A 26,084-nucleotide genomic window follows, 5' to 3' on the forward strand; every position below is an offset into this window, starting at 1 on the left:
TATTCATGCTGTTGTGTGGTAACAAGCCTAATTGCACGTTCACGAAATTCTGATGTATAGCGATTTGATTTTTTCATAGTTCCAGTTTCTCAAGTTATTGAGTCTCTGGCAAACACGGGGCGATTCACAATTTATTAAACACGAACATGATAACTACGCGGATCGCAGACAGCACATTTGGAATGCTTTTAGCCCAATATTGGAACTACTTGAAAGTGGCGAGACTCATCCTGCTCAGAAATCAATATCAGAAGTCCTAGAGAAATTTGATTCCGAAAGCATTCATTATGCTTGGGGTAAAGCGTTGGAAAGAAAAAGCACAGATCCAGAGGGTGCAATAACAATCTCTAGGACTATTTTAGAAAGTATCTGTAAACACATACTCGATGATAAAGGAGTTAGATACAACGCCACTTCTATTGAGTTGTCTGAACTTTATAAGCTCACAGCTAAAGAGTTAAACTTAGCACCTGAGCAACATGGTGAACAAGTTTTCAAGCAAATACTTGGTGGTTGTAGCGGTATAGTTAATGGACTTGGCTCTTTAAGAAATAAGCTGGGTGATGCACACGGTCAAGGTAAGAAACCAGTTAAACCACAAGCAAGGCATGCAGAATTGTCAGTAAACTTAGCTGGCTCAATGGCTTTGTTTTTGGTTTCAACTTATGATGCACAAAAAAAATAACAGACCCCCCAAGAACGGATGCAAAACGCTTGGCTTGCGTCACTTCGTTTCGAATTATAACCAAGCATTTTGCACCGCTTAGGCGGGCGTTAGCCAACAAGAGTTAGTATGTCAATCATAAGCATTTATCAAGAACCGAAAGACCTTTTTTTAAAACTAGCTAGAGAGGGAAGAAGGGCTTGGACTTCAGACTCCAAAGTAGATACCGCTGATAATCTTTTCAATTACTGCATAACAGCGCATTCCTTAAGAGATTGGTGTATTAAACACCTTTCTATTCCTAAAAAAGAATTTCATGAAGTTTGTAATACCTATGAACGACTAAAGTGGTGTAGAGACATAGCTAATTCTTCCAAACACTTTGGTCTCATGGCGGACAAAAAAAGTACCGTATCGAAGGTAAACGATATTAAAGATGAGTTGGTTACTATCACCCCTGATGGTCAAACTAGCTCTACTACACACAGTCGAGACTCTTTTATCATTGAAAAATCCAATGGTGAAAGTGAGTTATTGATGATGTTTCTATTTTATTCATTTTCAAACTGGGAAGAAATACTTGATAAGTATCAAATACCAAGGTACCCAGACTCTTTAAAGACTGAAATGTTTATAGAATTTACATAAAAGTTGGCTAACAAACGCTTAAAAAAAGCAGGCTTGCGCTCCTTCGTCGCTAATTTTAGCCTGCTATTTTGCGCCGATTAAGCGAGGCGTTGACATTCTCTGCAAATGGGGCACTCCCACTCAATCAATAATACCAAGCGGTTAGGTTTAATTATTTGTACTAGCTCAACCAATATTCAACAAACTTAAAACCTTTCACCTTTTGCCTTTTGCCTTGAACCTCTAAATTCAGCTGTAAACCCCCCTTACATTTTGATTAAAAAAGCCACACCTCAACATGTGTTAAGGTGTGGCTTTTTTACAGCTGCTTTAACTAAGAATTAAGCGACATTCGCTGCTAATAGCTCGTTACGTACTAGCTCTGCGCCTTTGCTTAGGGCGTTAAGTTTGCCGTTTGCGATATCGCGGGGCAGGGGTGCCATACCGCAGTTGGTGCAGGGGTAGAGTTTGTCGGCATCAACATATTTAAGTGCTTCGCGTAGGGTTTTTGCCACCTCTTCGGGAGTTTCTATGGTATTGGTGGCTACATCGATTGCGCCTACCATTATTTTTTTACCGCGTACGAGTTCTAGTAGCTCTATGGGTACATGTGAGTTTTGGCATTCTAGCGAAATAATATCAATATTCGATTTTTGCAGCTTAGGGAATACTTCTTCGTATTGTCGCCACTCTGTGCCGAGGGTTTTCTTCCAATCGGTGTTGGCTTTAATGCCGTAGCCGTAGCAAATATGCACGGCAGTTTCGCATTTTAACCCTTCTATGGCTCGCTCTAGACAGGCTATGCCCCAGTCGTTTACTTCATCAAAAAACACGTTAAAAGCGGGTTCATCAAATTGGATTATATCAACCCCTGCGGCTTCTAACTCTTTGGCTTCTTGGTTGAGTATTTTAGCAAATTCCCATGCTAGTTTTTCACGGCTTTTATAGTGATCGTCATACAGGGTGTCGATCATGGTCATTGGCCCTGGCAGTGCCCATTTGATTGGTTGGCTGGTTTGCTGGCGTAAAAACTTGGCGTCTTCAACAAATACCGATTTAGTGCGAGACACAGGGCCAACCACAGTGGGTACGCTGGCGTCGTAACGGTCGCGAATTTTAACCGTTTTGCGGTTTTCAAAATCAACGCCATTTAAGTGTTCAATAAAGGTGGTTACAAAGTGTTGGCGGGTTTGTTCGCCATCGCTGACTATATCTACGCCTGCGGTTTGTTGCTCGTGTAGGGAAATACGCAAGGCGTCGTGTTTGCCATCAACCAGCTCGCTACCTTTTAATTTCCACGGTGACCATAAGGTTTCGGGCTCAGCAAGCCATGACGGTTTTGGCAAGCTGCCAGCAGATGATGTGGGTAATAGTTTTTTCATAATAAATGCTGCCTTTAATTTTGTTGTGTGATTAAGCGATACTTGCTGAGAACTGCTGCAGCACTGATTGATAAGGCTTAATAAAATGCTGCTCGGTGAATTTGCCTTGCTCAACCGCTAATTGACCTCGTTCTGCGCGGTCATACACAATTTGCGTTAATGAATGATCATCATTTTTTAAATTTGGTTTATAACGGCTACCTGCGGCGGCATTGGCGTTATAAATTTCTGGACGATAAATTTTTTGAAACGTTTCCATGGTGCTAATAGTGCTAATTAGCTCAAGGTTGCTGTAGTCGTTAAGTAGGTCACCAAAAAAGTAAAAGGCTAACGGTGCAACGCTGTTTGGTGGCATAAAGTAGCGCACTTGTAAGCCCATTTTTTTAAAATATTGCTCTGTTAACGACGACTCATTAGGCTGATACTCTACGCCTAAAATGGGGTGTAAGTTTTCGGTTTGCTGATAGGTTTTATTATCAGACACGCTTAAACAAATAACCGGTGGCTTTTTAAAGTGCTGTTTATAGGTATTTGAGTTTACAAAGCATTTAAACAACTTACCGTGTAAGTCACCAAAGTTATCGGGAATACTAAATTGCGGTTTGCTTTTGTTATGCTCAAGCAATAACACGCTAAAGTCGTAGTCGCGCACATAGGATGAAAAGTTATTACCCACCATGCCTTCAATTCGCTCGTTGGTTTGGCGGTCAATAATATTGGTTTTTAATACCTCAATTGACGGAAATGCTTGGCCACTGCCTGCAATGTCTAAATCAACCGAAATGATCTCGAGCTCAACCTCGTAACGATCCCCTTGTGGGTTATCCCAACTAGCCAGAGCATTAAAACGATTGTTGATCATTTTTAGGGTATTACGCAGGTTTTGTTGGCGGCTTTCACCCCTTGCTAAATTAGCGAAGTTGGTCGTAATACGTGTGTTATTTGATGGATGATAGTTTTCATCCAAGTTAGTGCTTTTAATAGTAAATGTAAGATCAGTGCTCATAGCCGTATCCTTTCAATTTGAGTTGTTGCTGCTTTTATTGATGGCGCATTACTCGCTGTTAAAACCGACATAACGGGTTAGCTGTAATGGTGCTCTGCAGAGTTAATAAATTTATACGCGCTATGTAGCATGAAGAAAAACGGTATTATTTCAGGTAAAACATGAGCCAGATTCATTCTGTAGCAAAGTTAAATGGGTAAATTCAGCTAATTACCTATGACCCTCTCACAAAAACCGCTTTAGAAGTCTAGATTTCTAGATGTTTTTACGGGTGTTGTGATTTATTCATACAAAACGTGAGTATTATTCAATACTTATAAGTACTTAAAGTGCCATTTGCATAAACGGTTGTTGATATACTCGAATAAACCTTGGTGAGCTTAGATGTTTTATTAAACGTTTTTTACACGCAACTCACCGCCACAGAGCATAACAACCCTTAACATAAGAAGAGACAAAAGGAATGAGTGATTTAATAGTGTTAATTATATACTGCGCCATATTAGGTAGCGGTGTTGGTTTTTTAGCAGGCTTATTAGGAATAGGGGGCGGGCTGGTTATTGTACCCATACTCAGCATGATATTACTGCACTTTAATGCTTTGCCACCTGAGCAAGTAGTGGTGGTTGCCATTGCGACCTCGCTGGCCTCTATTTTATTTACCTCGACCTCGTCGGCTATTGCGCATCATAAAAATGGCAATGTACCCTGGAATATTGCACCTTGGGTTATGGTAGGCGTTGCCTTTGGCGCGCTTATTAGTGGCTTTATGGCTGCGCTGTTACCTGAGCATGTAGTGCGTTTGGTATTTGCTGTAAGTGTGGTGCTAATTGCACTTAAAATGATTTTTTCTGGTAAAAGTGATTCAGCAATAGCGCGCCCGTTACCAAACAAAGGGTTACTCAGTGTTTATACGACCATAACCGGTGGCTTGTCTGCCATGATTGGTATTGGCGGCGGGGCAGTATTGGTGCCGTTACTGACGTTTTTTTCTGTTGATATGAAAAAAGCCATTGGCTGCGCCTCGGCCTCAGGCATTGTGATAGCGCTGTTTGGTTCACTGGGTTATATCAGCTCAGGCAACCAGTTATTTAGCCTAAAACAAGGATTTGCAGGCTTTGTGTATTTGCCCGCTTTATTGGGTATTGTATGCACCTCATGGTTTACCGCGCCACTCGGTGCTAAAGCCACCCATTATTTGCCAGTTTCAACCATAAAGAAAATATTTGCCGGCTTATTAATTGTAATGGCAATCAATATGTTTACTCGATAAGGTTAAAGTTCGCAGGCTTGCTTGCGAATATATTTTGAAATAATAAACTTTAAGGCAAGGATGCTATGAAAATAGTTAAATTAAGGGATAAAGTTGATAAAACAATCTTAAGTGTTGCTTTGTTCTTTTTGATATCACCTACTATAGGGTTAATTACAGGAACTGCTCATCAGCTTGGAACGACAGGCAGCGACTATCAACAAGCATCGTTAATTGATGACCCAGAGCAATACTGGCAAATTATTATCATGCAACTTACTATTACTTTAGCTATCGGTATCCAAGGGTTTATTACATTTCCAGCCTTAATTGCCGCACGCCAAAAAATATTAAAGTTTAGAGATAACAATAAAATAGTAGCCAATATCATATTTTATTTGCTCACTCCGATATTCTTTATCGCTTTGTTGATATTTTTAATATATTTATTTGAAGTATGAGAAGTGTAAGGTTTTAGATCCGTAACCCGCACCCCGACGCCCGTTAATCTTAAGACGGTTAACTAAAATCTACGTCATTTGCGCGTGCTTTATAAACTCGTCATAAATACTGTCTTTAATGAGCCTGTCGGGTGTAAAGGCATAATAATGCTGATAAACATTATCAATTCTACCAATGTAATTAACGTCGTAATGGCGTTCTACTTCGGCTCTTACCAAAATAGGCGCAGGGAATATCCCAAACCCTTGCTCACCGAGTGACTTCATTAATGCGCTGTCGTCAACATGGCCTGCTATTGTCATTTCAATGTCTTGCTCTTGCAGCCAATAATAAATAGCACGCGCGACGGGGCTTTCTTTTGCGGGGAGCACTAGAGGCTTGTTATTTAAAGACTGCGGAAACTGCTTATGTAACTGCGAATGCCATGTTTCGTTACCAAAAAGAGCAATTTGGCTTTTACCTATTTCATGGCAAAACGCCTTAAATGGCAAGGTGGTATCGAGTGGTTTATCGGCTAACACTAAGTCGAGCTTATGAATCGCCATTTGTGCAAGCAGCTCATCTTGTTGGCCGTCAATACAGTGTAAGTTTGTAATACGGTCGTTATTAATTAAAGGCGCTAGCCACTTCGACACCAGTGATTTAGGCAACACGTCTGAAATACCCACCTTTAACGTTCGTGAATAGTGCGTGGTATCACCTTGCGTGGTTTCTAGCCATTCATGGGCAATAGCAAACATATCATTGGTGTATTGCTGGGTTACATGGCCAAATTCCGTTAACTGTAGGCCTCGCCCTTGACGAATAAATAGCGGTTTTCCTAGTCGTTGCTCTAAGTTAGTAATTTGCGAGCTCACCGTTTGCGGCGTTAAATTAAGTATTTTACTCGCCGCTGCAATACTGCCGTGCTTACTTACTTGCCAAAAATAATATAAGTGATTGTAGTTAATGTTGGTAATCATTCGAAAATACCTGTTTTAAAGTAAGAAATAATCAGCTTTTTCCTTTGCCACTAAGTTAGTAGATTACAGTCATGCCTGCAACATAGTTACTATTAAAAGGTGTAATTGCATGAAGCTAAAACTTACAGTTAAAAACAAGATAATTAACGCAAGTGAAAAGATGTCGCTTTTAAAGTTGATAAAAAGCCAATTGGCAAAACATGCTTTAAATATTCGTAAAGTTGAGATTCAAATAAATGATCTTTCGAGTGATCGCCACGGCACTTTGCAGCAATGCAAAATTAATATTCTTTTGCCTGGGCTACCCAGTATTAATGTAAATACAAAGGGAAGAAGTATGCTGCAAGCGATAAAGCGAGCACTTAAAAGTTTGCAGCACATTCTCGTTAATAAGTATCAACCTTCGCAACCAAGCTCTTAATATCGCACTTGTAGTAGCAAGGATGCTACTTTTTTAATACCTCTCTAATTCCAAGTTATGTTTAGCAATAAATGATTCAATTATTGCCATTGAGCAGTATTTCCTTGTTGGGCTTTGTTCGACTCTACCCAACTCACAATAACTAAAAACCTTTGCCCTTTTTCCTTTAACCTTTGACCTCAGCTGTAAACCCCCGCACCATTTTGATTAAAAAAGCCGCACACTAATAATTAGTGTGCGGCTTTAGTATTTTATTTTTTTAAAGCGATTACTTGTTTAATAAGTGCTTTTCAAAAAAGTCGGCCATCATAGTATGGTAATGCAAAGTGGTGCCCTTGCCTTCGCGCAAGCTGTGTGAACGGTTAGGGTATGAGAAAAACTCAAACTGCTTGTTGTGCTTAACGAGTTCGTCAATTAAACGCTCTGAGCCTTGATAATGCACGTTATCATCGCCTGTGCCGTGAATAAGCAATAGCTTACCGGTTAGGTTTTTAGCAAAGGTAATAGGCGAGGTGTTATCGTAACTCTCAGGATCGGTATTTGGGTTACCCGCATAACGCTCTTGGTAAATGGTGTCGTATAAACGAATGTCTGGCACGGGTGCTGAGGCAATGCCTACTTTAAATTTATCACCGTGGCGGAACAATAAGTTAAGGGTTGAACTACCGCCCCCTGAGTGTCCCCATACGCCAACACGGTCGGTGTCTATTACATCCCAGCGTTTAGCCATAGCATCAAGCGCGTCTACTTGGTCTTGCACGGTAATTGAGCCAATTTTTTTATAAATTGATTTGCGCCAATCTCGGCCTTTTGGTGCACGTGTACCACGATTATCAACCGATGCCACAATAAAGCCTTTTTGCGTTAGTAACGATTTATATAAGTAACTGTTACCTTCCCAGCGGTCTTGCACGGTAGAGCCCCATGGTTCGCCGTATACGTAAAAAACAATTGGGTATTTTTTACTTTTATCCATGTTTTCTGGGAACATAATATAGCCGTCAAGCTCAGTGCCATCTTGCGCGTTTACTTTAAAGAACTCATGCTTTGGTAAGCTTTGCTCAGCAAGCTTTTGTTTGAGCTTTGTATTTTCAACTAAGGTTTTTACATTACTATGATCGCTCACTTTAATGATCTCTTTAGTCGGTGGCGTACCAAATTTTGAGTAAGTATGCATTGCCCATGAGGCATCTTTTGACATGTAGTAGCTGTTTGATCCCTCAAACTCAGCAGGTGTTACCCGTACCGGTTTGCTGCTGCCATCAAGCGGTGTGCTGTATAAATAACGCTGACCAGGATCGTTTGGCGAGGCAATAAAATACATCACGTTTTTGTCTTCATTGATGGTAAGCATATCAATAATGTCGTAATCGCCAGGGGTTAGGTCGATAATAGTCTTGCCATCGCGCGATACACGATAAAGATGACGCCAACCGTCGCGTTCGCTATGCCAAATAAAAAACTCGCCGTCTTTTGACCAGTTTGCTTTATAAAACCATTCGATAAACGCATCGTCTTTGTCTTCTAAAATCTTGGTCAGTTGCTGCTTTTGCCAATCAAACAACCACACTTTGTTATGGCTTTGCGGGCGGTTTAAGTCTTGAATCATTAATTCATTACCGGTGCCAGCCCAGCTAATACGCGGAATATAACGGTCGCGGTTATCGCCTTCAAGCTCAGCCCAACGGGTTTGTTTATCACTAAGGCTTACCACACCAACACGCACGGCAGAGTTGGTTTCACCGGCTTTAGGATAAGGGAATTCTTTAAGGGTAGGGTACAGTTCGTCGGTGTTGTTAATCATAGTGAAAAATTTAACGTCACTGGTATCAAGCTGCCAATAGGCGATTGATTTGTTGTCGGGGCTCCAACGAAAACCATCGGCAATGGTGAATTCCTCTTCGTATACCCAATCAAAATTACCGTTAACTATGGTGGCGCAGCCATCGGTTGTAAGCGCGGTTACATCGTTACTGCCAACCGATTGCATGTAAATGTTGTTATCGCGTACGTAAGCCACTTTTGAGCTATCTGGCGAGAACTTAGCAAACATTAACTTAGTTGGCTCAACGTCTTTACCACCAAGTTGCTGTAATTGGTTAGTCTCAAGGTTAAGTAACCAAAAGTCGCCTCGGCTGCGTGAGCGCCAAACTTGCTCACTGTTGGTAAATACCATCAGCCATTTACCGTCTTTTGACCACTGATAGCTTTCGATTGCAAATGGCTCGTCTGCGCCCTCTGGCAACAGCTTTTCAAACTCAACCAGTACTTTACGGCCTGTGCCGTCAGCATTGTAAAATACAATGTCGTTGCCTTTTACGCCGTGCTCTTTTTCGTCATCGGCTTGGGTGTCGTCTGTTTGCTTTTTATCGCTTTCGCGCTCTTCAAGCACAGTGTAGCCAGTACCATCGTCTAGCCACTTAAAGTAGGTGCTACGCTGGGTTTTAAACTCTTTATCTTTATAAATTTGCGCTAGGCTTAATGGATTATTCACGGTACTCATCGCTGCATTGTTGTTGGTTGTTATGTTGGTACTTGAACATGCTTGCAAGCCTAAGCCCGCAACAATGGCCAGTGCCAAGCCCGATGTTTTGATCAGATTCATTGTTATTGTTCCTTGGGTCTGTTGACCTTTATAGATTAAGGCGCTTATTACATTTACTGTAACAAAATAACGTACACAATATCAGCATGCTTAACGCACAAAGCTATGGTTTAAACCCAAACTTTTATAATTAATTACCATGCTGGATTTTTAAATTCTTCACTGAGCGTGTCGATTAGTGCTCTTACTGTTGCTGATAAATGCTGACGAGAAGGGTAAAGCACATATATTTTCATTGGGTTTAATGTCCATGGCGCTAATACACGCTGCAAGCGACCATCCAGTATATATTGATTTGCCAAATACGTAGGCTGCACTGAAATACCACCACCGGCTATGGCTGCATGAAGTAATGTGGTGGCCTCGTTTGCACTTAAATTACATTTAACATCAACCGATTGAAATTCATCCCCGTTGTGTAAATGCCAAATATATCGGTCAAAGTTTTTATAGCCTAAACATTGATGAGTGCTTAACTGTTGTGGTGTCGTTATTGGCGGATAATCAGCAAGGTAGCTGGCTGAGGCCACTAATATAGATTCACACTCGGCAATAGGTTTACCTATTAACGAAGGATCAGGATTGGCTGCAATACGTATTGCTAAGTCAACACGCTGCTCTATTAGATCTGTGGTTGAGTCTTCAAGATCTATGTCTATTTGCACGCTAGGGTGACGTTTCATAAAGCGTGTAAATATAGGGGCTAATTGTGCAAAACCTAACGACATACTGGTCGCTACTCGTATTTTACCTGACAACTGTTGCTGGCTTTTAGTTTGTTCAACTAAACGGTTAGCCTGTGCTAACCATTGCTCTATTTCGGGTAAACAGGCCTCGCCGGCGGTGGTAAGCGTTACTTTACGGGTAGTGCGATGCAATAAGCGCGTATTTAACCAGGCCTCTGCCGACTCAATATGACGAGTAACCATAGGGCGTGACATTTCAAGCCGATCGGCAGTGGCAGTAAAACTGCCTGAGTAGGCAACATCCACAAAAACCTGCGCTGCGGTGAGTTTATCCATAGTATTTGCACGATTTATGAAACAATGATGCTAATTATTGGTTGTTTTTCTGAACATATCAAACCTTTATTATGCTCGCATTAACAACCAATGATGAGAATACTATGAACCTACGCACGCTTTTACTAAGCACACTATTAGCCAGCAATATCGCTATTGCAGACGAAACCCCACTAACCCTTGATGTGTATAACGCTGACAGCAATAGCTTTCATGTTAATGCCACGCTGGTTTATGGCCGTACCGATGCAATTTTAATTGATACCGGATTTACCAAAGCAGATGCACTGCGCATTGCCGCCAAAGTAATTGACTCTGGTAAACAACTAAAAACTATTTTTATTAGCCAAGCCGATCCTGATTACTACTTTGGCGCTGAAGTGTTACAGCAGTTTTTTCCTGACGCAAAGATTATAACCACACCGGCAGTGCACCAAAAAATAGCAGCAAAGCTTAAAGGTAAACTTGCTTTCTGGACGCCAAAAATGGGTGAAAACGCCCCAAAGGACCCCGTTGTTCCTAAGGTATTTAATGGTAATAGCTTAAAAATAGAAGGCCATACCATTGAAATTCGTGGTACAGAGGGTGAGCATAATCATCGCCCTTATTTATGGATACCTGATAACAAAGCCATTTTAGGGAATGTGGCTGTATACGCTAATGTTCATTTATGGATGGCCGATGCGCAAACTCAAGCAGAGCAAGATGCCTGGGCAAAACAACTTAATGAAATGAAAGCACTTAAACCTGACGTGGTGATCCCAGGGCATATGAAAGCAGGCACCCAATTAGATGCTGCAAATATTGATTTTTCAATTCAGTATTTAAAGGATTTTGCACACGCTAAGCAAAGTAGCGGTAGCAGTAAACTGCTGATAGATAAAATGACCAACTCATACCCAGAGGCTGTATTACCTATGGCTCTTAGCATTGGCGCTAAAGTTCATAAAGGCGAAATGAAATGGTAATTGCCGCTTAACCGCTGCAATAAATGCAGAAGAACCAAAAAACACGCCTAGCAAAGTCTGGCGTGTTTTTTATTATTGCCACAAATACATACTGGCTCGCTTATTGGCAATATTTAATTCAAATACCTCAGTGCTTGAACACATAGCAGCACCATAGCATACATGTAGCGGTAACAAGTGTTCTTCTCTGGGGTGATTAAAGCGTGCAGCTGGAGCCTGCTGCCATGCTAATAATTGCTGTTCACGCTGCTGCTCGGTTAATGTTTGATCTGCGATTGTGCTTACCAGCCAATTTTCAAATGCCTGATTTTGCTGATTAACATCGCTTGATTGGGTAACACCAAAAGCGCGCATATTATGGAAGGTAAAGCCTGAGCCTATAATTAATAAGTTATCGTAATCAATACGTTGCAGCACTTTACCAATTTCAACATGCAACAGCGGATCAAGACTTGGATGCAAGGATATTTGCACACAAGGAATATCGGCCTCTGGGTACATAATTTTTAACGGTACAAACATACCGTGATCAAAACCACGCTGTGGATCGAGTTTTGAGTCAATATTATGTGTTGCGAGCGCTTGCTGTACTAAATTAGCAAGTTGCGGCTGGCCAGTACAAGGGTAAGTTAATTGGTACGCCTGCTCAGGAAAACCATAGTAATCGTAAATAAGCGGCGGTGAAGAGTGCGCAGTTATACTAATTGGTTGAGCTTCCCAATGCGCGCTGACCATTAAAATAGCGCTAGGCTTTGGGATTGTAGCGGCAACTTGTTCTAAGCAGGCTCGCATTTCTGCATGGTTAGCATCACCTAGTAATGGCATTGGGCCGCCACCATGAGAAATGAAAAAGACGGTTGGGCGTTGCATGTGGTTAATCCTAAAGGACAGATATTATTATAGTGCCTGCGCAGTTAGTAAATAACTAGCCACATAAACGCACAACCTCAGTGCGCAAATATTATATGTGGTGTTTATTCATCAAGCTCTAAGTGAGCGCGTTCAACGCTTTCTTGAGGTAACTCTTTTTGCACCGATACACCCAACTCTTTAAATTCTGAGGCTTGTTTAATTAAGTTACCTTTACCACGGTATAACTGAGAGAATGCTTTATCGTAGGTTTCTTTGGCTTTATCGAGCTGTTTACCCACCCCTTCCATACTGGTTAAAAAGCCGTTGAGCTTACTGTAAAAACGCTCAGCACGATTAGCCAGCTCTTTTGAATATTTAGTTTGCTCTTCAAAGCGCCATAACTGCTTAACAATATTTAAACTGGTTAGCAGGGTAGTAGGAGTAGCAACCAAAATGTTTTTTTCGATTGCTTGCTGGTAAATGTCGCTTTGGTATTTAAGTGCTTCTACAAACGCAGATTCAATCGGTACAAACATAATAACAACCTCAGGCGAGTTTATCCCTGGTAAACGGTCATACGATTTACTGGCCAGCTCATTTATACGGGAAGTTACGGCATTTACATGCTCTTTAATCGCTTGTTGAGATTCCAGCTCTGTTTCGGCATTTACATAACGGGTATAGGCATTTAACGATGTTTTTGCATCAATCACTAAGTGGCGACCTTGAGGTAAATACACCACCACATCAGGACGAAGACGGCCGTCTTCGGTATTAAACGACACTTCGCGTTTATAGTCTGTGCCAGCTCGAAGTCCTGCGCTATCAAGCACGTTTTCAAGCATTAACTCGCCCCAATTACCTTGGGTTTTCTTTTGTCCTTGCAGCGCATTACTGAGCTTGTCAGCCTGCTCGGTAATGGCTTGGCTTTTGGCTTGTAAATGCAATAGTTCGGTTTTAAGCGCAGCACGTTGTTTTAAGTCTTCAACGTGAATAGATTCCATTTTATCTCTAAAGCCTTTTAGCTCACCTTGAACCGGCTTGAGTAACTGCTCTATGCTTTCTTGATTGAGGGTTTTAAATTTTTGCGATTTTTCTTCTAAGATTTGATTGGCTAAATTTTCGAATTCTTTTTTAAGCGTTTCTTTACTTTGCTCTATATGGGCGAGTTGCTCGCTGAAATGTTGCTGCTTTTGCTCAAGGGTGGTGCGTATATTATTAAGCTCGACATCGCGCAGATTGTATTGCTCGCGCAGGGCGGTTAGCTCGGCTTCGGTTTTACGCCAATATTGATTATAAAGTTGACTTTGTTTTTCTTGCTCAGTTAATCGCGTTTTAAAATGTTGCGCCTGATCACGTTGCTCTTGATGAGTAAGCCCTAACAAGTCGTGCTCTTCCACTAAAGAGGCATATTGATTTTGCGTATGCTCATACTGGCTTTGTAATAACAATAACTCTTGTTGCTGCTCACTCACTTGGCGCTTTATTTTTTTACTTAACTGGACTGATACAACGCTGAAAATAGCCATACCGGCTATAGCGCCAGTACCAACACTTAACCAATCTAAATGGGATAAAAACGAAGTAAACATAGAATAAACTTTTAAAATTTAGTGACATGCCATCATAACGAATTACGCTCTTTAGCAGTAGGGTAAAACACTAAATTAAGCGCATAAAAAAAGCCAGCTAGTAAAGCTGGCTCAATATTACTAAATTAGTAAATTAGTAATCAAACAGGGAAATCAACATGAAACTTGTAAAACAACATATCAACTACAAGCATAATTGTAGACGCGCTCTGATTAAATTAGTTCAAAATAATTTTAAAAAAGTTGAATTTGAGGCATAAAAAAAGCCAGCTAATAAAGCTGGCTCAATATTACTAAATTAGTAATCAAACAGGGAAATCAACATGAAACTTGTATAACAACACATCAACTACAGGCATAATAATAGACCCAGCCATTTGTGATTAGTTCAAAATAAATTAAATAAAAAATAAATATTTTTAAAAGCAAAAAAAAGCCAGCGCATTACTGGCTGGCTTAATCATTACTATGTCTAGTAACTACTATATGGGATATCAACATGAAAGCTTGGAGAAACTGCAATTTAACCAAGCATATTAATAGACGCCTACAATTTAAATAAGTTCAAAAACTCGTCATGATTTTTTAAAATTATTTTAGCTTTTAATTAAAGACAGCATTTGTTGTTCGTCAAACTGGGTAAAACTCATTGATTTTTCGGTAAATAATGCATCTACAAGCGCTTGCTTATCTTGCTGCATTTGAAATACTTTTTGTTCAATAGAGTTAGCCATAATTAGTTTATAAACAAACACTGGGTTTGTTTGCCCAATTCGATAAGCACGATCGGTGGCTTGTTTTTCAACGGCAGGGTTCCACCATGGATCAAAATGAATAACCGTGTCGGCTTGGGTTAAATTAAGCCCTGTGCCACCGGCTTTTAAGCTAATTAAAAACACAGAAGTGTTACCACTGGTAAATTCGTCTATTACTTTATCCCGATGACGCGTTTGCCCCGTTAGCATACTAAAATTAATATTTAGCTCATTTAAACGCTCGGCAATTAAATCAAGGGCAGAGGTAAACTGACTGAATATAATGACCTTACGGCCAAGGCTTAGCATTAAAGGTAAGTGGCTCGATAACCATTCTAATTTAGCACTGGCTGCCTCAGTTTCAGGTTCAATGAGTTTAGGATGACAACAAATTTGGCGTAACTTTAACAAGGCTTCTAAAAAGGCGAGTTTACTTTTTTGCACACCTTGCTCAGCAAATAAATCGATGAGCTTTTCTTCAAGCGCACGCGTAATGCCGTGATACATATCTTTTTGTTTAGGTTCAAACTCAAACTCTTTTATAAGTTCGGTTTTTTGCGGCAGCTCTTGAGCCACTTGGGCTTTAGTACGGCGCAAAATAAACGGCATAATTAACGCTTTTAGTTGCTCTGCACGTTCAATGTTGCTTTCGCGTTCAATAGGGCCTTGAAAATGCTGCTTAAAGTGCGCCTGTGAACCTAAAAGCGAGGGCATTGCAAAGTCGAGCAATGACTTTAATTCAAATAAATTGTTTTCAATTGGTGTGCCACTTAAACAAAGCTTAAAGTCGGCATTTAAACGTTTTACCAACCGCGAAACTTGTGCGGTATCGTTTTTAATATACTGGGCTTCATCAAGAATAATGTTTTCAAAATACAGCGGTGAGTAATAAGCAATGTCACGTTTTAATAGCGGATACGTGGTTAAAATACACTGCGCTTGTGCCAAATGCTGCAACGAATCATTTCGGTGTGCACCAAAAATAGTGGTCACTTTTAAGCTTTTTGCGAACTTGGTAATTTCGTTTTGCCAATTACTCACTAAACTTGTAGGGCACACAATAAGCGTAGGCCCTGCTTGCGGTGTATTGTATGAGCTTGCTAAGTAGGCAATCACTTGTAACGTTTTACCCAAGCCCATATCATCCGCTAAAATCCCACCTAACTGATTACGCTTTAAAAAGTTAAGCCAAGCCACGCCTTCTTGCTGATACTCTCTTAATACTACAGAATCGTGTAAGCCATGAATGGCAGTGTTAGGTGATAGCAGTGCATCGTTATTTAGTTCATCAAGGTAACGCTCTAATGACGGGTCATGTAGCTCTACATTAATAGCTGTGTGCTGAACTAATTCAGGTAAGTATGAAAGCGGAATGTTAAATTCGTCACGGGTTTTAATAAATTCAAACCGCAGTTTAAACTCAATTAATAAATTAAACGCTGCTTTATCAATAACCCCAAATTGACGGCCAACAGGGTAGTAATAAAATAATTCACTTTGACGGTTTAACGATTCATACAGTTTATTATTTACATTTAATAGGGTGGCTACTTTGGTATCGTTTAGCATTACTTTACTATGCATTTGATGATTTGCAGCTCTGTTTACATGCAATGAGATTTGGCTTTTAGTATCAGCAACATTAACTTTGCTCATTGATACTTGCCAACCGCGTTGTTTAAAGCTGGGCAGTACCTCGTGAACTAGCCAATGTAAGTGAATAGCCGATTCCTGACTAAAAATAAACTCGCTGTGTAAACCCCCTTTACAAAAATCGAAGCCTAAGTTGACTAACTCATTGGTAACGGTGTTTTCAAAGGCGCTATTAATTAACTTTGCAGGCGCGGTGCCCGCTAAATAGTTTTTATTTTTATACTTAAACGATAACGAAATAGCCATTACTGAGCCCGACATGCTAACTTTAAGTATGGCATTACTCAACGACTTAACAGGCGTGCTTGGTGTATTAGTAGGGTGGGGAATAACACCTACTCCAAAGTTATCAGCAAGCTGCTTATAAATTCGGTCAAAGTTTGTATCGTGCAGCGCCGGTATAGTTTGTAAGTGCGCAATTTCATCAGCACTGAGGGGCGTACGAATACGGCCTAATTTATATTTATCTAAATCTAAGTAGATAGGCGGCGTTGTTTTAATTAACGCCCAATTAGGAATTTGATCCAAGTGAATTTTTAACTGGGTTACCTCTTTTTGTTTTTCCCAAACAAAGTTAAGAGGTAAACCAGGTTGCGCTTTAATAGGTACTCGAGAGCGTTGTAAAAATAATCTGTCTGTGGCTAGTAATTGCTGCAGCGCATTAAAACCCCATTGACCTTTAAGCTCAATATTACCGACCGCATTTTGCGATCGGATCCAGCTATATAATCTAAAATCACTTTCGAGCAAATCGCTAGGGGTTACAAAACTATTAAGCTGTTGCTCAGTTAAATTTCGCCCAAGTGCATAATTATTATTTTTATCGTAGTTGGCAATTTTAGGGGTTAAAAATACTTTGTTGTTTTCTATGTCTAATACAAACAGTAATACTTGCGAGGGTTGAGCTTGGTCGGTGTTTTTAAGTGCGCTTAGTTCACTAAACCAATCATTAATAAAATAATCTTCACCGTACTCACCAGAATGCTCAATTTTAAGCTTTAACAAAATAGCGGCCAAATGGCGGCATTTTGTTTTAACATTACAGGTACAGTGGGTATCGACCGAATAACCAGTTGGTAATTTACTGATCTCAATACGTTGGTTGAACGCGATTCCTTTATCACCTTGCACCGTAGAGTCAACCACAGAAAAATCTGCATTATGTTCTAACCAACTGATTTGGCCGTTTTTATAGTACGATTTTCCTTTGGCCAACACCGCGGGTTTAAATAATTTTTTAATGAATCGCTCAGAAAGAGGAAACTGGGTAGCCTGCTCATTTTTAATTTCTTCAAAAATAGCCATTAAATCATTTTTTGATAAGTTAGCAGACATGTCACTCAAAGTATTAAAATTTAAAAACAATTTTTCCAGTATATGCCTTATCAGCGCTGAGCTAAAGCAATATTATTTTTAAAATAAACTGGTTGGATCTGATTGGTTAGTAAAAAATTGGTTTATAGCGAATTGGCGATCATTGTTTAATTTTGCTCACTAAAAAAGTACGTTTAAATTACAAAATAAAAACAATTAATTAACTTTAAAAGGAGATTTAGTTAGGCTTAGATCAGGTTTTTACTAACAAGGTGAAAAATGGCATTAAAAGGAGGTGTTTAGTTAGTAAAAATATGATCCTTGATGGTTTAAGCCATGTTTTTAGCCTTTTTATGCCACTAAAGATCAGATTTTTACCAACTAAAAAAGAGGTTTAGATCATGTTTTAACTAACCCAACCCCTTTTACAGATCACGATATTACTAACTAATTAAAGGCACTTAATAACTTAGTAAGTTGCTCTAAGCGCTTGTCTGTCATCACTTTATTATTTATTTTAATTGAAACGTCACCACTTTTAAGGTTGCGTTGCACACTAATAAAGTCATTTTCTAAAACCGCTTCACGTTTTGATGCTGTTTTAGGCTCTGCAGTTAGGTATTTAGTAATTAGCATAGCGCGCTTGTCGTCGGCTTCTAAGGCGTTAATTTCATCATTGCTGGCAAGTGCAACAACTAACTCGTTAAATGCTTCCTCATCGCGCTCCTTTGCGTTAATCAGCTTTTTAGCAACTTCTCTACCAACATGATTAGCTGTTGGGTAAAGGGCTATAACATCTGCAGATATTTGCTCATACGCTTTTATCGCATCAGCAATCGCTGTATGCGATACCCCTTCAATAACAGCAATTTCACGGTACGAGCCTTTTTTGCCTTGTTGAATAAGATCGTTTCTAGTTTGCTGATACGCTTGACCCAACTCCCAAAGACTTGGGGCAATGTATTGATCTGATGAAACCGCAAGTACTTTGGCATCTTGCTCGCTAAAGTCACTAGAACTCAATACGAGGTAGTCTGCGCCACCTAAAATACAGGCTTTACGACGTCTAGAGCCAGCTAATACAAGGCTCATATCACCTTGCTCCCACAATAGAGCAGGGTGCTGATTACGGCCATCTTCTTTAATAGCAGGAAGAATATCTGCGACTGACTTTTCGTTTAAAAGCGCTTGTACGCGACGATTTTTACCATAAACCTGAGTTGAGTTTTCAATCTCGTTATGTGCTATCACTTTACAAACAAGCGTAATTTCCCGATTAGGATCACTAGGAGCAGGCATACGAATAACATCGCCTGCATTGGCTTGCTCTAAAAGGGCATCTAAGCTGCTACTGCCAACAGCGGTTGCAAAGGGATCTAAGCGGGTGTCATTTTTACGTTTTTTAGCCATTTTTAGTCAACATCCTTACTTAGGCGTATTTAATTTAGATTGAGTGGATTGCCAATTAGAACGAATTAGCATTTCGAGTTCATCAACTACATCTTTGATATTTTCTTGTGCGCGCATTAATGACTCTCTACTTGCTAAGCTGTCAGATGCTTTTTGGTCAAAGATAGTATTGAACGACGATGAACTGGCGGTAATTGCTGAACTATGATTGATAGGATAGCTCATTACTTGGCGACCAAAAGCACTACGCACATCTTTAACTATGTCGCGTTGTGAGTGATTGCCTTTCACATAATTAGTAACTAAAAATTGCATGAAATCCCAACCATCATGGCCAAGAGCGGCAACTGTATGATAAATCTCACCTAAACGTTTTAAATATTTATTATTTGCATCAAAGTCTACCGCTTCAGGGTGAACCGGAATTAGCATCGCCGTTGAAGCCATTAATGCATTGTAAAACATAAAGTTAAGCGTTGGCGCTGTATCAATTAAAAGAATGTCAAACTCATCTTTTACCGGATTTATTACTCGTTCTAGTAGTTTGTGGTAATGGCGTGTTTGCTCATAATTGGAGGTGTCTTTGAGTAATGTTGCTGTTTCGTGTTCAAAGTAAAAGTCATCCATACCTGATGGTAAAACACGAATATTAGGAATATGAGTAGGTAAAAAAGAATTAGACACAAATTCTGGCCATGTTTCACCTTCATCAAGGTCAATGCAATCACGCATCAAATCACCAACGGTAATTGGATCGGGCTCTGAAGATGGGAAAAAGCTTGATGATGACCCTTGAGGATCTAAATCAATTATACCGATACGGTAACGTTTAATGTTAGTGGTAGCGAGTGCAGCAGCAATGTTAACCATGCTTGTTGTTTTACCACAACCACCTTTTAATGAATTAATAACAATAACTTGGAGTTTGTCTGTTGATGCGCGGTGATCAGGCTGTATGTCCATAATATCAGCCATAGCAAAAATATTAACTAAGGTGTAGGCATAGTGGCCGTTTGCACCGCGTTTTATATTTAAATCGTCAAAGTCACCATTGTCATGGCGTCTTTTTAAGGTACGATTATTACAGCCAAGTAAATCAGCTGCTGCTTTTTGGGTGTAAGTTCTTAATTCTTTTTCTTCAGATTTAAGATGGGCGCGATAATGTTGGATACGTCCTTCTAGTGATTTTTCAGCAACTTCTGCGGTTGCTTTCAAAAGTCGATAAGTATCTAGCGCGTTTTTATTGATAGACATACTTTATTCCTCAAAGTTAGGTGTTTAGTATAATGTCCATTCAATTAGCTGTAAACAACTATTTAAGGCGACATGTCTTTTAAATACATGACATATAAAATAATTTTTACACCTTTAAGATTGCTTAGTATAAATAAAGAAGTTTAAGTATGGTTAAATATATAAGGTATTTAAGGCTAAGGGTGTAAAATACATATATAACGTAATGATTTATATAAATAATATTAAAAATAGTGGATCAGCATTGTACGTGGTTAAGATCAGATCCTTATCTACTTGCAGATCAGCTTTTTACTAAGCGAATATTTACAATCTAAGTTACGCACAGGTTAAGCACTGAGTTACTCACAAATACCTACCTGTAGATCATATTTTTACTAAGTAAATTATAAAGTTATGCACTAAGCAATAGTGATAATGCATGGTTTAATTAGTATAGATCTGATCTGTAGTAAGTACAGATCAGATCTATGCTAACTCGAACTAAGCTTATCCACAGGGGGTTAAGATTTTTATATAATTTGTCGTGTAAAATATAAAAAAAAACACTTTGTAATGGACAAAATTATTATTTAGTTAGTAAAAATTTGGCTTATCAACACTCAGTTAGTAAAAATGTGATCTGAAAACGCTTGTTTTAAGTTTTCCTTAGTAAAATACTGATCTGAGCATTTTATTTGAAGTCAGATCACTTTTATACTAACTTAAACATTTAACTTTTGTGGCTTTATGTGTTGTTATTAGCTGTCACAATAAAAACGGAAATAAAAACCATGAGCCGAAAGGTCAACATCTCGGTAGATAACTTGCCCGATACACTTAGGGGCCAAATTCACGGGGTGGAAAGTGCGATCGATAACGAAAGCCTAGCACTATTTACAGATAATAAAGATGTGCGAATTTCGATAGAAAATGCAGCCCATGGGTTACGCGCTTACTCTAACACATTTAACCATTATGATCTGTGGGGACGTTTTGTTCGCTCAGGCCACAAAAAACTGCCACTTGAAGAAGCCCCTAAAAAAACCATCATTACGCGTAAGATATCTGAAAAAGTAGATGGTATTTTATATGATGGCGAAATAAAAATAACACCGGCTGTGGTCAGTACTCGTAAAGATGGCGAAGATGTAGAATATTTAGTGTGGCCATCAGATAGAGAAGAAAAAGTAGAGCGCGCATTAATTCGCCTAGCTTCAAAAGGTAAAATTGTAAAAATTAATTTTAAGTCCGGTATTCAATATGCCGTTGTGTTTTCTATGAACGAATTAGCACAAGAGCTTAAAGCGGTTGGCCAATCTATGCCATATCCGCAAATTAAAGAGTCGCTTGAAGCATTGCAAGGTTCTAAACTTTCTTTTAAATATTCTGCAACGGATACTAAAAATTCTGATATTGATGATTCGTTTTACGAGTCTAATATGAACTTTTTATCGTCTTTGCACTTTAGTGGTAAGAAAGGCCAAGGCGGAAATGTAAAATGTGTTGCGTGTTTAAATGCATTTGTACACAACATGATTGATAACCTTGAATACAAAGGTTATTACTTTAACAGTGCACAAGAATTAAAACGCGGATTATCGCGTTGGATGATGCTACGTTTATATCATTTATGGCGTTATGCAGCACCAGGAAAAACCTACCATTTTAGATTACTTTCTATTATGGAAAAATATGGCTCTATTTACTCAACGGATGATATTACCGAAAATAAATTAAAAGCACTGCGTCGTGATATGACAACCACGATGAAAGATTTAATTGAAAAAGGAGCAATATCTGAATACAGCATTACCAATGTTAAAGATGATAAAACCGGCAACATAGTCGATTACACTTATGAAATGCATCCGTCTGATCAATTTTGTGATGAGATATTGGCATTAAATAAACACAATAAGCGTATTGAAATACAAGGCGGTAAACGCATTGTTGAAAATGCGGTATTGATTGATGAAGATAAGCTGGAAGAAATTGTAGAAAAGTAATTCTATTTATTTTTACCAACAAATATATTAAAGGCCACATTATGTGGCCTTTTTAACATAATTTATTTAGTTACTTGTTCTAAATATAATCGGTCCACTAGAAAATCATATTCGCGTTTTCGGGGATGCGATAAGGGTTTTTGGTAACTCGGTAGTTCGCCAAATTTTACGTCGGGCTGTGGGTTAATTAGTATAAAAGGTAAAGCAGCACTAACATGATAGCGATTTTGTGCAGTGTACCTCACATTAACTTGAGGACTAACTCGAGTAGGGCGCCTAATTCGCAATTTTTCTTTTTCACCCAAACTGGCTACTCGAACCTGTTCTTGTGCAACCAGTGACTGCCATTTTTGCTGATCAATCATTCGCGGGTTTTTATAGCCTGCCGATTTTTCTAACATTTCAAGCGCCATTTTTTTTGTAAGTGTTTTGGTTGCGTGTTTATGCATCCAAGTAAAGCGAACAGAAAAAGGGGATTCAATTTCACTATGAATTTTACGATACGCCGCAAGCGTTATTAAATTTGGCATTGCATTATGCACCGCTTCAAATCGCGCGTCGTTATTATCTATTGCTAAAATACAATTTTTAAAAGCTGCTTTTGCACTATTTACCTGTGCTATGCGATCAATAATGGCTTGTTTATTCGCCTCTTTTATTACTAGCAAACCAGGGTGTCGCTTTAATACTCGGCTGCTTAGCCCTGGCTTTTTATACATATCTGAGAAAGCATTTAAAATTGCCTTATGTGCCAATTCCCCTGTTATTTTTGAAACGCTTATAGACTCAGGAATTATATTTTCTTCAGTACTACTAATCTCAGGTAATTGAAAATACTCTGCTTTAGCAAAGCCAACCTCTTTAAGCTCATCAATTAAGCTAAGTGTTAATTCATTGAGTAAATCAAACTGACTTCTTATTTGTACCTTTGTAACCATTAGCTACCTACCTAGAACACATCTTACTTATATACTATTCTCGCAAACAACCCTTTCTTTTGATATTTATTTCTTTAAATAACATGCTTTAGCTAAGATTTACAGTATTTTTAATTAAGTATGATGTGTTCTTTATGGTTTTTTAAGTACTTTTGCTTCATATACTTTAAAGGAAATAATAGAAGGGCTGAGTTAAGGCATTGAGCTTTGTATGAAGCGTTAGCATAAATATTTAAAAACGCATAATTGAGTAGCATTCTTTTTTAAAACCACCCGTAAAGTTAAGATTACATAAGTGCTAATTAAGTATGATGTGTTCCTATTACTATCTGTATCACCATCGCTTAGCTGTTAAGCTTCTACTCAAGCCATTATAATGCACACTCTACCTACTTAGATTATTGTTTTTAAATGTTTATTTATTTTTGCTTTATAAACTTGCTCATCAAAAGTAACTCAAAATAGGCTCTTAAATCTTATTAAAATTTAACTAATAACTAAATAATTGGTAAATAGTGTATTTAGTCCTTGAACAAAGCACACTGCATACGTTAATTTCATTACATCAGGTAATAGGAATGAGGAATGAACATGCAATCGTGGAACCCAAATAGCTGGAGAGAACTGCCAATACTGCAGCAACCACAGTACCCAGATCAAGACGTATTAAAGTCGGTAGAAAGCCAGTTGAAAAGTGCACCGCCTTTAGTATTTGCCGAAGAAACAAGAAGTTTATTTAAACAACTTGAAGACGTATGCGAAGGCCGTGCCTTTTTACTTCAAGGTGGAGATTGTGCAGAATCGTTTAGCGACTTTAATGCCGCTAATATTCGCGATACATTTAAAACCATCTTACAAATGGCTGTAGTATTAACCTATGGTGGAAAGTGCCCGGTTGTTAAAATTGCACGTATGGCAGGTCAATACGCTAAGCCACGTTCAGCCGACTTAGAAACAATAGACGGCGTTTCGTTGCCATCTTACCGTGGTGATATAGTAAATAACTTTGAGTTTACTGAAGAAGCACGTATTCCAGACCCTCAACGTTTAATGACGGCATATCATCACAGTGCGGCAACGCTAAATTTGCTACGCGCTTTTGCACAAGGTGGACTTGCCGACTTACATCAAGTTAACCGTTGGAACATGGGCTTTGTTGCTGCTAATCCACAAAAAGCAAAATACCAACAACTTGCAGACAAAATTCAAGACGCGTTAGAATTTATGGAAGTGTGTGGTATTAATTCAACTATAGCGCCAAGCTTAAAAGAAACTGATTTATACACGTCACACGAAGCGTTATTACTAGGCTACGAAGAAGCATTAACACGTAGAGACCATTTATCAGGTGACTGGTACGATTGTTCAGCACACTTTGTTTGGATTGGTGAACGTACTCGCCAGCTAGACCATGCCCATATTGAATTTTTTAAAGGTATTAAAAACCCAATTGGCGTTAAAGTTGGACCAGGTATGGATCCAGACGAGCTTATCCGTTTAATCGATGCGCTTAACCCGGATAATATCCCAGGCCGATTAACACTTATCACGCGAATGGGTGCGGATGTATTACCAGAGAAGTTACCTGCGCTGGTGCGTAAAGTACAGCAAGAAGGTCGCAAAGTAATTTGGAGCTCAGATCCAATGCATGGCAATACTGAAAAAGCCAGCTCAGGTTATAAAACTCGCAGCTTTGATAACATTATGCGCGAAATTAGTCAGTTCTTCGCTGTTCACAAAGCTGAAGGCTCATACGCAGGTGGTGTTCATTTAGAAATGACCGGACAACACGTTACTGAATGTACCGGTGGTGCATACGGTTTATCAGATGATGACTTAGCGCAGCGTTACAAAACTCAATGTGACCCTCGCTTAAATGCCGATCAAGTATTAGAGCTTGGCTTTTTAGTTGCAGACCTTTTAAAAGATGCTCGCAAGTAATACTCTCCTAATATGTTAAAAGCCGCTATTATTTAGCGGCTTTTTTGTGTGCTGTGTGTCATTACATGCTTAAATCACATGTTAGTTTGTTAGTACTTACGACGCTCAAGACCTGTATCAGAAATGATTTTTGCTGAGATCTCTTCAACCGAATGGTGGGTAGAATTTAAATGAGCAATCTTATGCTTTTTATACAGCATTTCTACTTCGCGAACTTCAATACGACACTGTCTAATTGATGCATATTTTGAATTTGCCATGCGTCTGTCTCTTATTGCAGCCAGTCTCTCAGGGTCTATAGTTAAACCAAACAGTTTATGTTTATAAGGCACTAAGCACTTGGGTAACCCTTCGCTTTCTAAATCATCTTCGGTGATCGGATAATTGGCCGCTTTAATACCGTATTGCAGGGCTAAATAAAGGCTTGTTGGCGTTTTACCGCTTCGACTAACGCCAACTAAAATAATATCAGCCTCAGCAAAGTTTTTAATATTACCGCCGTCGTCATTCATTAAAGCATAGTTAACTGCATCAATTCTAAAGTCATAGCTTTTTTCGTGTATAGAGTGTGTTCTATGTACTTTAGGTACTGGGGCAACGTTTAATTCGCTTTCAATTTTTTCGCTATACGTTGTTAAAAAGTCATAAGAGACAGCATCTGCAGAGCGAATAATCTCAGACAACTTATGATTCACAAAAGTAAAAAACACCAAAGGCTTTTCACCTTGCTTAGATGACGTGGCGTTAATAAGCGCTTTTATTTCATGCGCTTTTTCTTCAGTTTCTACAAAAGGGATTGTTTTATGATTAAATTCGACAGGGAATAAAGATAAAGTCGCATGACCAAACACTTCAGATGTGATTGCTGTGCCATCTGAAATATAAAACGCAGTTCTCATAAAGCCTCTTTTTTATTACATTTAATTTTAAAATCAGTGTATCACGGTTTACGTGGGGACGTTTGCCAGTGTAGAATGGTGGCGACCTTTATAAAAGGTTTTCTTTCTTAACTCTCA

General features: G+C 39.1%; 20 protein-coding genes. 8 read left to right on the plus strand and 12 right to left on the minus strand.

Annotated elements, in window-relative coordinates; translation table 11 throughout:
- Positions 1-199: 199 nt before the first annotated feature.
- Together QL986_RS05540 and QL986_RS05545 are read left to right on the plus strand one after the other, a co-directional pair.
- Entirely contained in the window at positions 200-685 is a 486-nt protein-coding gene (locus tag QL986_RS05540) for an abortive infection family protein (protein WP_290191297.1), read from the plus strand.
- A 108-nt stretch (positions 686-793) separates the two neighbouring features.
- Positions 794-1,312: a hypothetical protein gene (locus QL986_RS05545; protein ID WP_024602461.1), complete on the plus strand. Its 519-nt coding sequence runs from the start codon at positions 794-796 to the stop codon at positions 1,310-1,312.
- Between the two features lie 320 nt (positions 1,313-1,632).
- Here the strand turns inward: QL986_RS05545 and QL986_RS05550 are convergent, their stop codons facing one another.
- On the minus strand, positions 1,633-2,673 hold the full coding sequence (locus tag QL986_RS05550; RefSeq protein ID WP_024602462.1) for a methionine synthase: 1,041 nt from the start codon (positions 2,671-2,673) through the stop codon (positions 1,633-1,635).
- A 31-nt stretch (positions 2,674-2,704) separates the two neighbouring features.
- On the minus strand, positions 2,705-3,679 hold the full coding sequence (locus tag QL986_RS05555; protein WP_010388779.1) for a DUF1852 domain-containing protein: 975 nt from the start codon (positions 3,677-3,679) through the stop codon (positions 2,705-2,707).
- 463 nt (positions 3,680-4,142) lie between these two features.
- On the opposite strand from QL986_RS05555, the gene QL986_RS05560 reads away from it, so the two are divergent.
- Together QL986_RS05560 and QL986_RS05565 are read left to right on the plus strand one after the other, a co-directional pair.
- Positions 4,143-4,952: a sulfite exporter TauE/SafE family protein gene (locus tag QL986_RS05560; RefSeq protein WP_290191298.1), complete on the plus strand. Its 810-nt coding sequence runs from the start codon at positions 4,143-4,145 to the stop codon at positions 4,950-4,952.
- A 65-nt stretch (positions 4,953-5,017) separates the two neighbouring features.
- Positions 5,018-5,392, plus strand: a complete 375-nt coding sequence (locus QL986_RS05565) for a hypothetical protein (RefSeq protein ID WP_024602464.1) — start codon at positions 5,018-5,020, stop codon at positions 5,390-5,392.
- Between the two features lie 69 nt (positions 5,393-5,461).
- Here the strand turns inward: QL986_RS05565 and nhaR are convergent, their stop codons facing one another.
- Positions 5,462-6,355, minus strand: coding sequence for a transcriptional activator NhaR (nhaR, locus tag QL986_RS05570; RefSeq protein WP_024602465.1), 894 nt, complete (start codon positions 6,353-6,355; stop codon positions 5,462-5,464).
- Between the two features lie 109 nt (positions 6,356-6,464).
- Here nhaR and QL986_RS05575 point away from each other — a divergent pair, with 109 nt between their 5' ends.
- On the plus strand, positions 6,465-6,776 hold the full coding sequence (locus QL986_RS05575) for a hypothetical protein (RefSeq protein ID WP_013462778.1): 312 nt from the start codon (positions 6,465-6,467) through the stop codon (positions 6,774-6,776).
- A 268-nt stretch (positions 6,777-7,044) separates the two neighbouring features.
- On the opposite strand, the gene QL986_RS05580 is transcribed toward QL986_RS05575, so the two are convergent.
- Together QL986_RS05580 and QL986_RS05585 are read right to left on the minus strand one after the other, a co-directional pair.
- On the minus strand, positions 7,045-9,381 hold the full coding sequence (locus QL986_RS05580; protein WP_013462776.1) for a S9 family peptidase: 2,337 nt from the start codon (positions 9,379-9,381) through the stop codon (positions 7,045-7,047).
- Positions 9,382-9,515: 134 nt separating this feature from the next.
- Positions 9,516-10,403: a LysR family transcriptional regulator gene (locus QL986_RS05585; RefSeq protein WP_013462775.1), complete on the minus strand. Its 888-nt coding sequence runs from the start codon at positions 10,401-10,403 to the stop codon at positions 9,516-9,518.
- Between the two features lie 104 nt (positions 10,404-10,507).
- Here QL986_RS05585 and QL986_RS05590 point away from each other — a divergent pair, with 104 nt between their 5' ends.
- Positions 10,508-11,371, plus strand: coding sequence for an MBL fold metallo-hydrolase (locus QL986_RS05590; protein WP_029609893.1), 864 nt, complete (start codon positions 10,508-10,510; stop codon positions 11,369-11,371).
- A gap of 72 nt (positions 11,372-11,443) precedes the next feature.
- On the opposite strand, the gene QL986_RS05595 is transcribed toward QL986_RS05590, so the two are convergent.
- The 5 genes from QL986_RS05595 to QL986_RS05615 form a co-directional block, all read right to left on the minus strand.
- Positions 11,444-12,241 (minus strand): class III extradiol ring-cleavage dioxygenase, encoded by a 798-nt coding sequence (locus QL986_RS05595; RefSeq protein ID WP_013462773.1) that lies wholly within the window; start codon positions 12,239-12,241, stop codon positions 11,444-11,446.
- Positions 12,242-12,345: 104 nt separating this feature from the next.
- A complete protein-coding gene (gene rmuC / locus QL986_RS05600) occupies positions 12,346-13,815 on the minus strand; it encodes a DNA recombination protein RmuC (RefSeq protein WP_013462772.1) in 1,470 nt (489 codons plus the stop codon).
- A 596-nt stretch (positions 13,816-14,411) separates the two neighbouring features.
- A complete protein-coding gene (locus tag QL986_RS05605; protein ID WP_029609892.1) occupies positions 14,412-17,558 on the minus strand; it encodes a DEAD/DEAH box helicase in 3,147 nt (1,048 codons plus the stop codon).
- Between the two features lie 426 nt (positions 17,559-17,984).
- Positions 17,985-18,947: a transcriptional regulator gene (locus QL986_RS05610; protein WP_013462769.1), complete on the minus strand. Its 963-nt coding sequence runs from the start codon at positions 18,945-18,947 to the stop codon at positions 17,985-17,987.
- A 15-nt stretch (positions 18,948-18,962) separates the two neighbouring features.
- Positions 18,963-20,201, minus strand: coding sequence for an AAA family ATPase (locus QL986_RS05615; RefSeq protein WP_008464468.1), 1,239 nt, complete (start codon positions 20,199-20,201; stop codon positions 18,963-18,965).
- 773 nt (positions 20,202-20,974) lie between these two features.
- On the opposite strand from QL986_RS05615, the gene QL986_RS05620 reads away from it, so the two are divergent.
- Positions 20,975-22,189 (plus strand): hypothetical protein, encoded by a 1,215-nt coding sequence (locus QL986_RS05620; protein WP_013463357.1) that lies wholly within the window; start codon positions 20,975-20,977, stop codon positions 22,187-22,189.
- 62 nt (positions 22,190-22,251) lie between these two features.
- Here QL986_RS05620 and QL986_RS05625 read toward each other — a convergent pair whose 3' ends face one another.
- The gene (locus QL986_RS05625) at positions 22,252-23,127 is read right to left on the minus strand and encodes a DNA replication terminus site-binding protein (RefSeq protein ID WP_008464472.1); all 876 of its coding nucleotides are present in this window, start codon (positions 23,125-23,127) and stop codon (positions 22,252-22,254) included.
- 591 nt (positions 23,128-23,718) lie between these two features.
- Here QL986_RS05625 and QL986_RS05630 point away from each other — a divergent pair.
- Entirely contained in the window at positions 23,719-25,068 is a 1,350-nt protein-coding gene (locus tag QL986_RS05630; protein WP_024602472.1) for a class II 3-deoxy-7-phosphoheptulonate synthase, read from the plus strand.
- Positions 25,069-25,157: 89 nt separating this feature from the next.
- On the opposite strand, the gene QL986_RS05635 is transcribed toward QL986_RS05630, so the two are convergent.
- Positions 25,158-25,967 carry a pyruvate, water dikinase regulatory protein gene (locus QL986_RS05635; RefSeq protein ID WP_008108730.1) on the minus strand — a complete coding sequence of 270 codons (810 nt, stop codon included), beginning with the start codon at positions 25,965-25,967 and terminating at the stop codon, positions 25,158-25,160.
- Positions 25,968-26,084 lie beyond the last annotated feature (117 nt).

Origin of the sequence: Pseudoalteromonas sp. APC 3250 (genome assembly GCF_030407915.1) — a bacterium.
GTDB classification, from domain to species: domain Bacteria; phylum Pseudomonadota; class Gammaproteobacteria; order Enterobacterales; family Alteromonadaceae; genus Pseudoalteromonas; species Pseudoalteromonas tetraodonis.

Coding starts and splice junctions, on each gene's coding strand:
- QL986_RS05545 (WP_024602461.1), top strand. CDS start 794: ATGTCAATCATAAGCATTTATCAAGAACCGAAAGACCTTTTTTTAAAA.
- QL986_RS05550 (WP_024602462.1), bottom strand. CDS start 2,673: ATGAAAAAACTATTACCCACATCATCTGCTGGCAGCTTGCCAAAACCG.
- QL986_RS05555 (WP_010388779.1), bottom strand. CDS start 3,679: ATGAGCACTGATCTTACATTTACTATTAAAAGCACTAACTTGGATGAA.
- QL986_RS05560 (WP_290191298.1), top strand. CDS start 4,143: ATGAGTGATTTAATAGTGTTAATTATATACTGCGCCATATTAGGTAGC.
- QL986_RS05565 (WP_024602464.1), top strand. CDS start 5,018: ATGAAAATAGTTAAATTAAGGGATAAAGTTGATAAAACAATCTTAAGT.
- nhaR (WP_024602465.1), bottom strand. CDS start 6,355: ATGATTACCAACATTAACTACAATCACTTATATTATTTTTGGCAAGTA.
- QL986_RS05575 (WP_013462778.1), top strand. CDS start 6,465: ATGAAGCTAAAACTTACAGTTAAAAACAAGATAATTAACGCAAGTGAA.
- QL986_RS05580 (WP_013462776.1), bottom strand. CDS start 9,381: ATGAATCTGATCAAAACATCGGGCTTGGCACTGGCCATTGTTGCGGGC.
- QL986_RS05585 (WP_013462775.1), bottom strand. CDS start 10,403: ATGGATAAACTCACCGCAGCGCAGGTTTTTGTGGATGTTGCCTACTCA.
- QL986_RS05590 (WP_029609893.1), top strand. CDS start 10,508: ATGAACCTACGCACGCTTTTACTAAGCACACTATTAGCCAGCAATATC.
- QL986_RS05595 (WP_013462773.1), bottom strand. CDS start 12,241: ATGCAACGCCCAACCGTCTTTTTCATTTCTCATGGTGGCGGCCCAATG.
- rmuC (WP_013462772.1), bottom strand. CDS start 13,815: ATGTTTACTTCGTTTTTATCCCATTTAGATTGGTTAAGTGTTGGTACT.
- QL986_RS05605 (WP_029609892.1), bottom strand. CDS start 17,558: ATGTCTGCTAACTTATCAAAAAATGATTTAATGGCTATTTTTGAAGAA.
- QL986_RS05610 (WP_013462769.1), bottom strand. CDS start 18,947: ATGGCTAAAAAACGTAAAAATGACACCCGCTTAGATCCCTTTGCAACC.
- QL986_RS05615 (WP_008464468.1), bottom strand. CDS start 20,201: ATGTCTATCAATAAAAACGCGCTAGATACTTATCGACTTTTGAAAGCA.
- QL986_RS05620 (WP_013463357.1), top strand. CDS start 20,975: ATGAGCCGAAAGGTCAACATCTCGGTAGATAACTTGCCCGATACACTT.
- QL986_RS05625 (WP_008464472.1), bottom strand. CDS start 23,127: ATGGTTACAAAGGTACAAATAAGAAGTCAGTTTGATTTACTCAATGAA.
- QL986_RS05630 (WP_024602472.1), top strand. CDS start 23,719: ATGCAATCGTGGAACCCAAATAGCTGGAGAGAACTGCCAATACTGCAG.
- QL986_RS05635 (WP_008108730.1), bottom strand. CDS start 25,967: ATGAGAACTGCGTTTTATATTTCAGATGGCACAGCAATCACATCTGAA.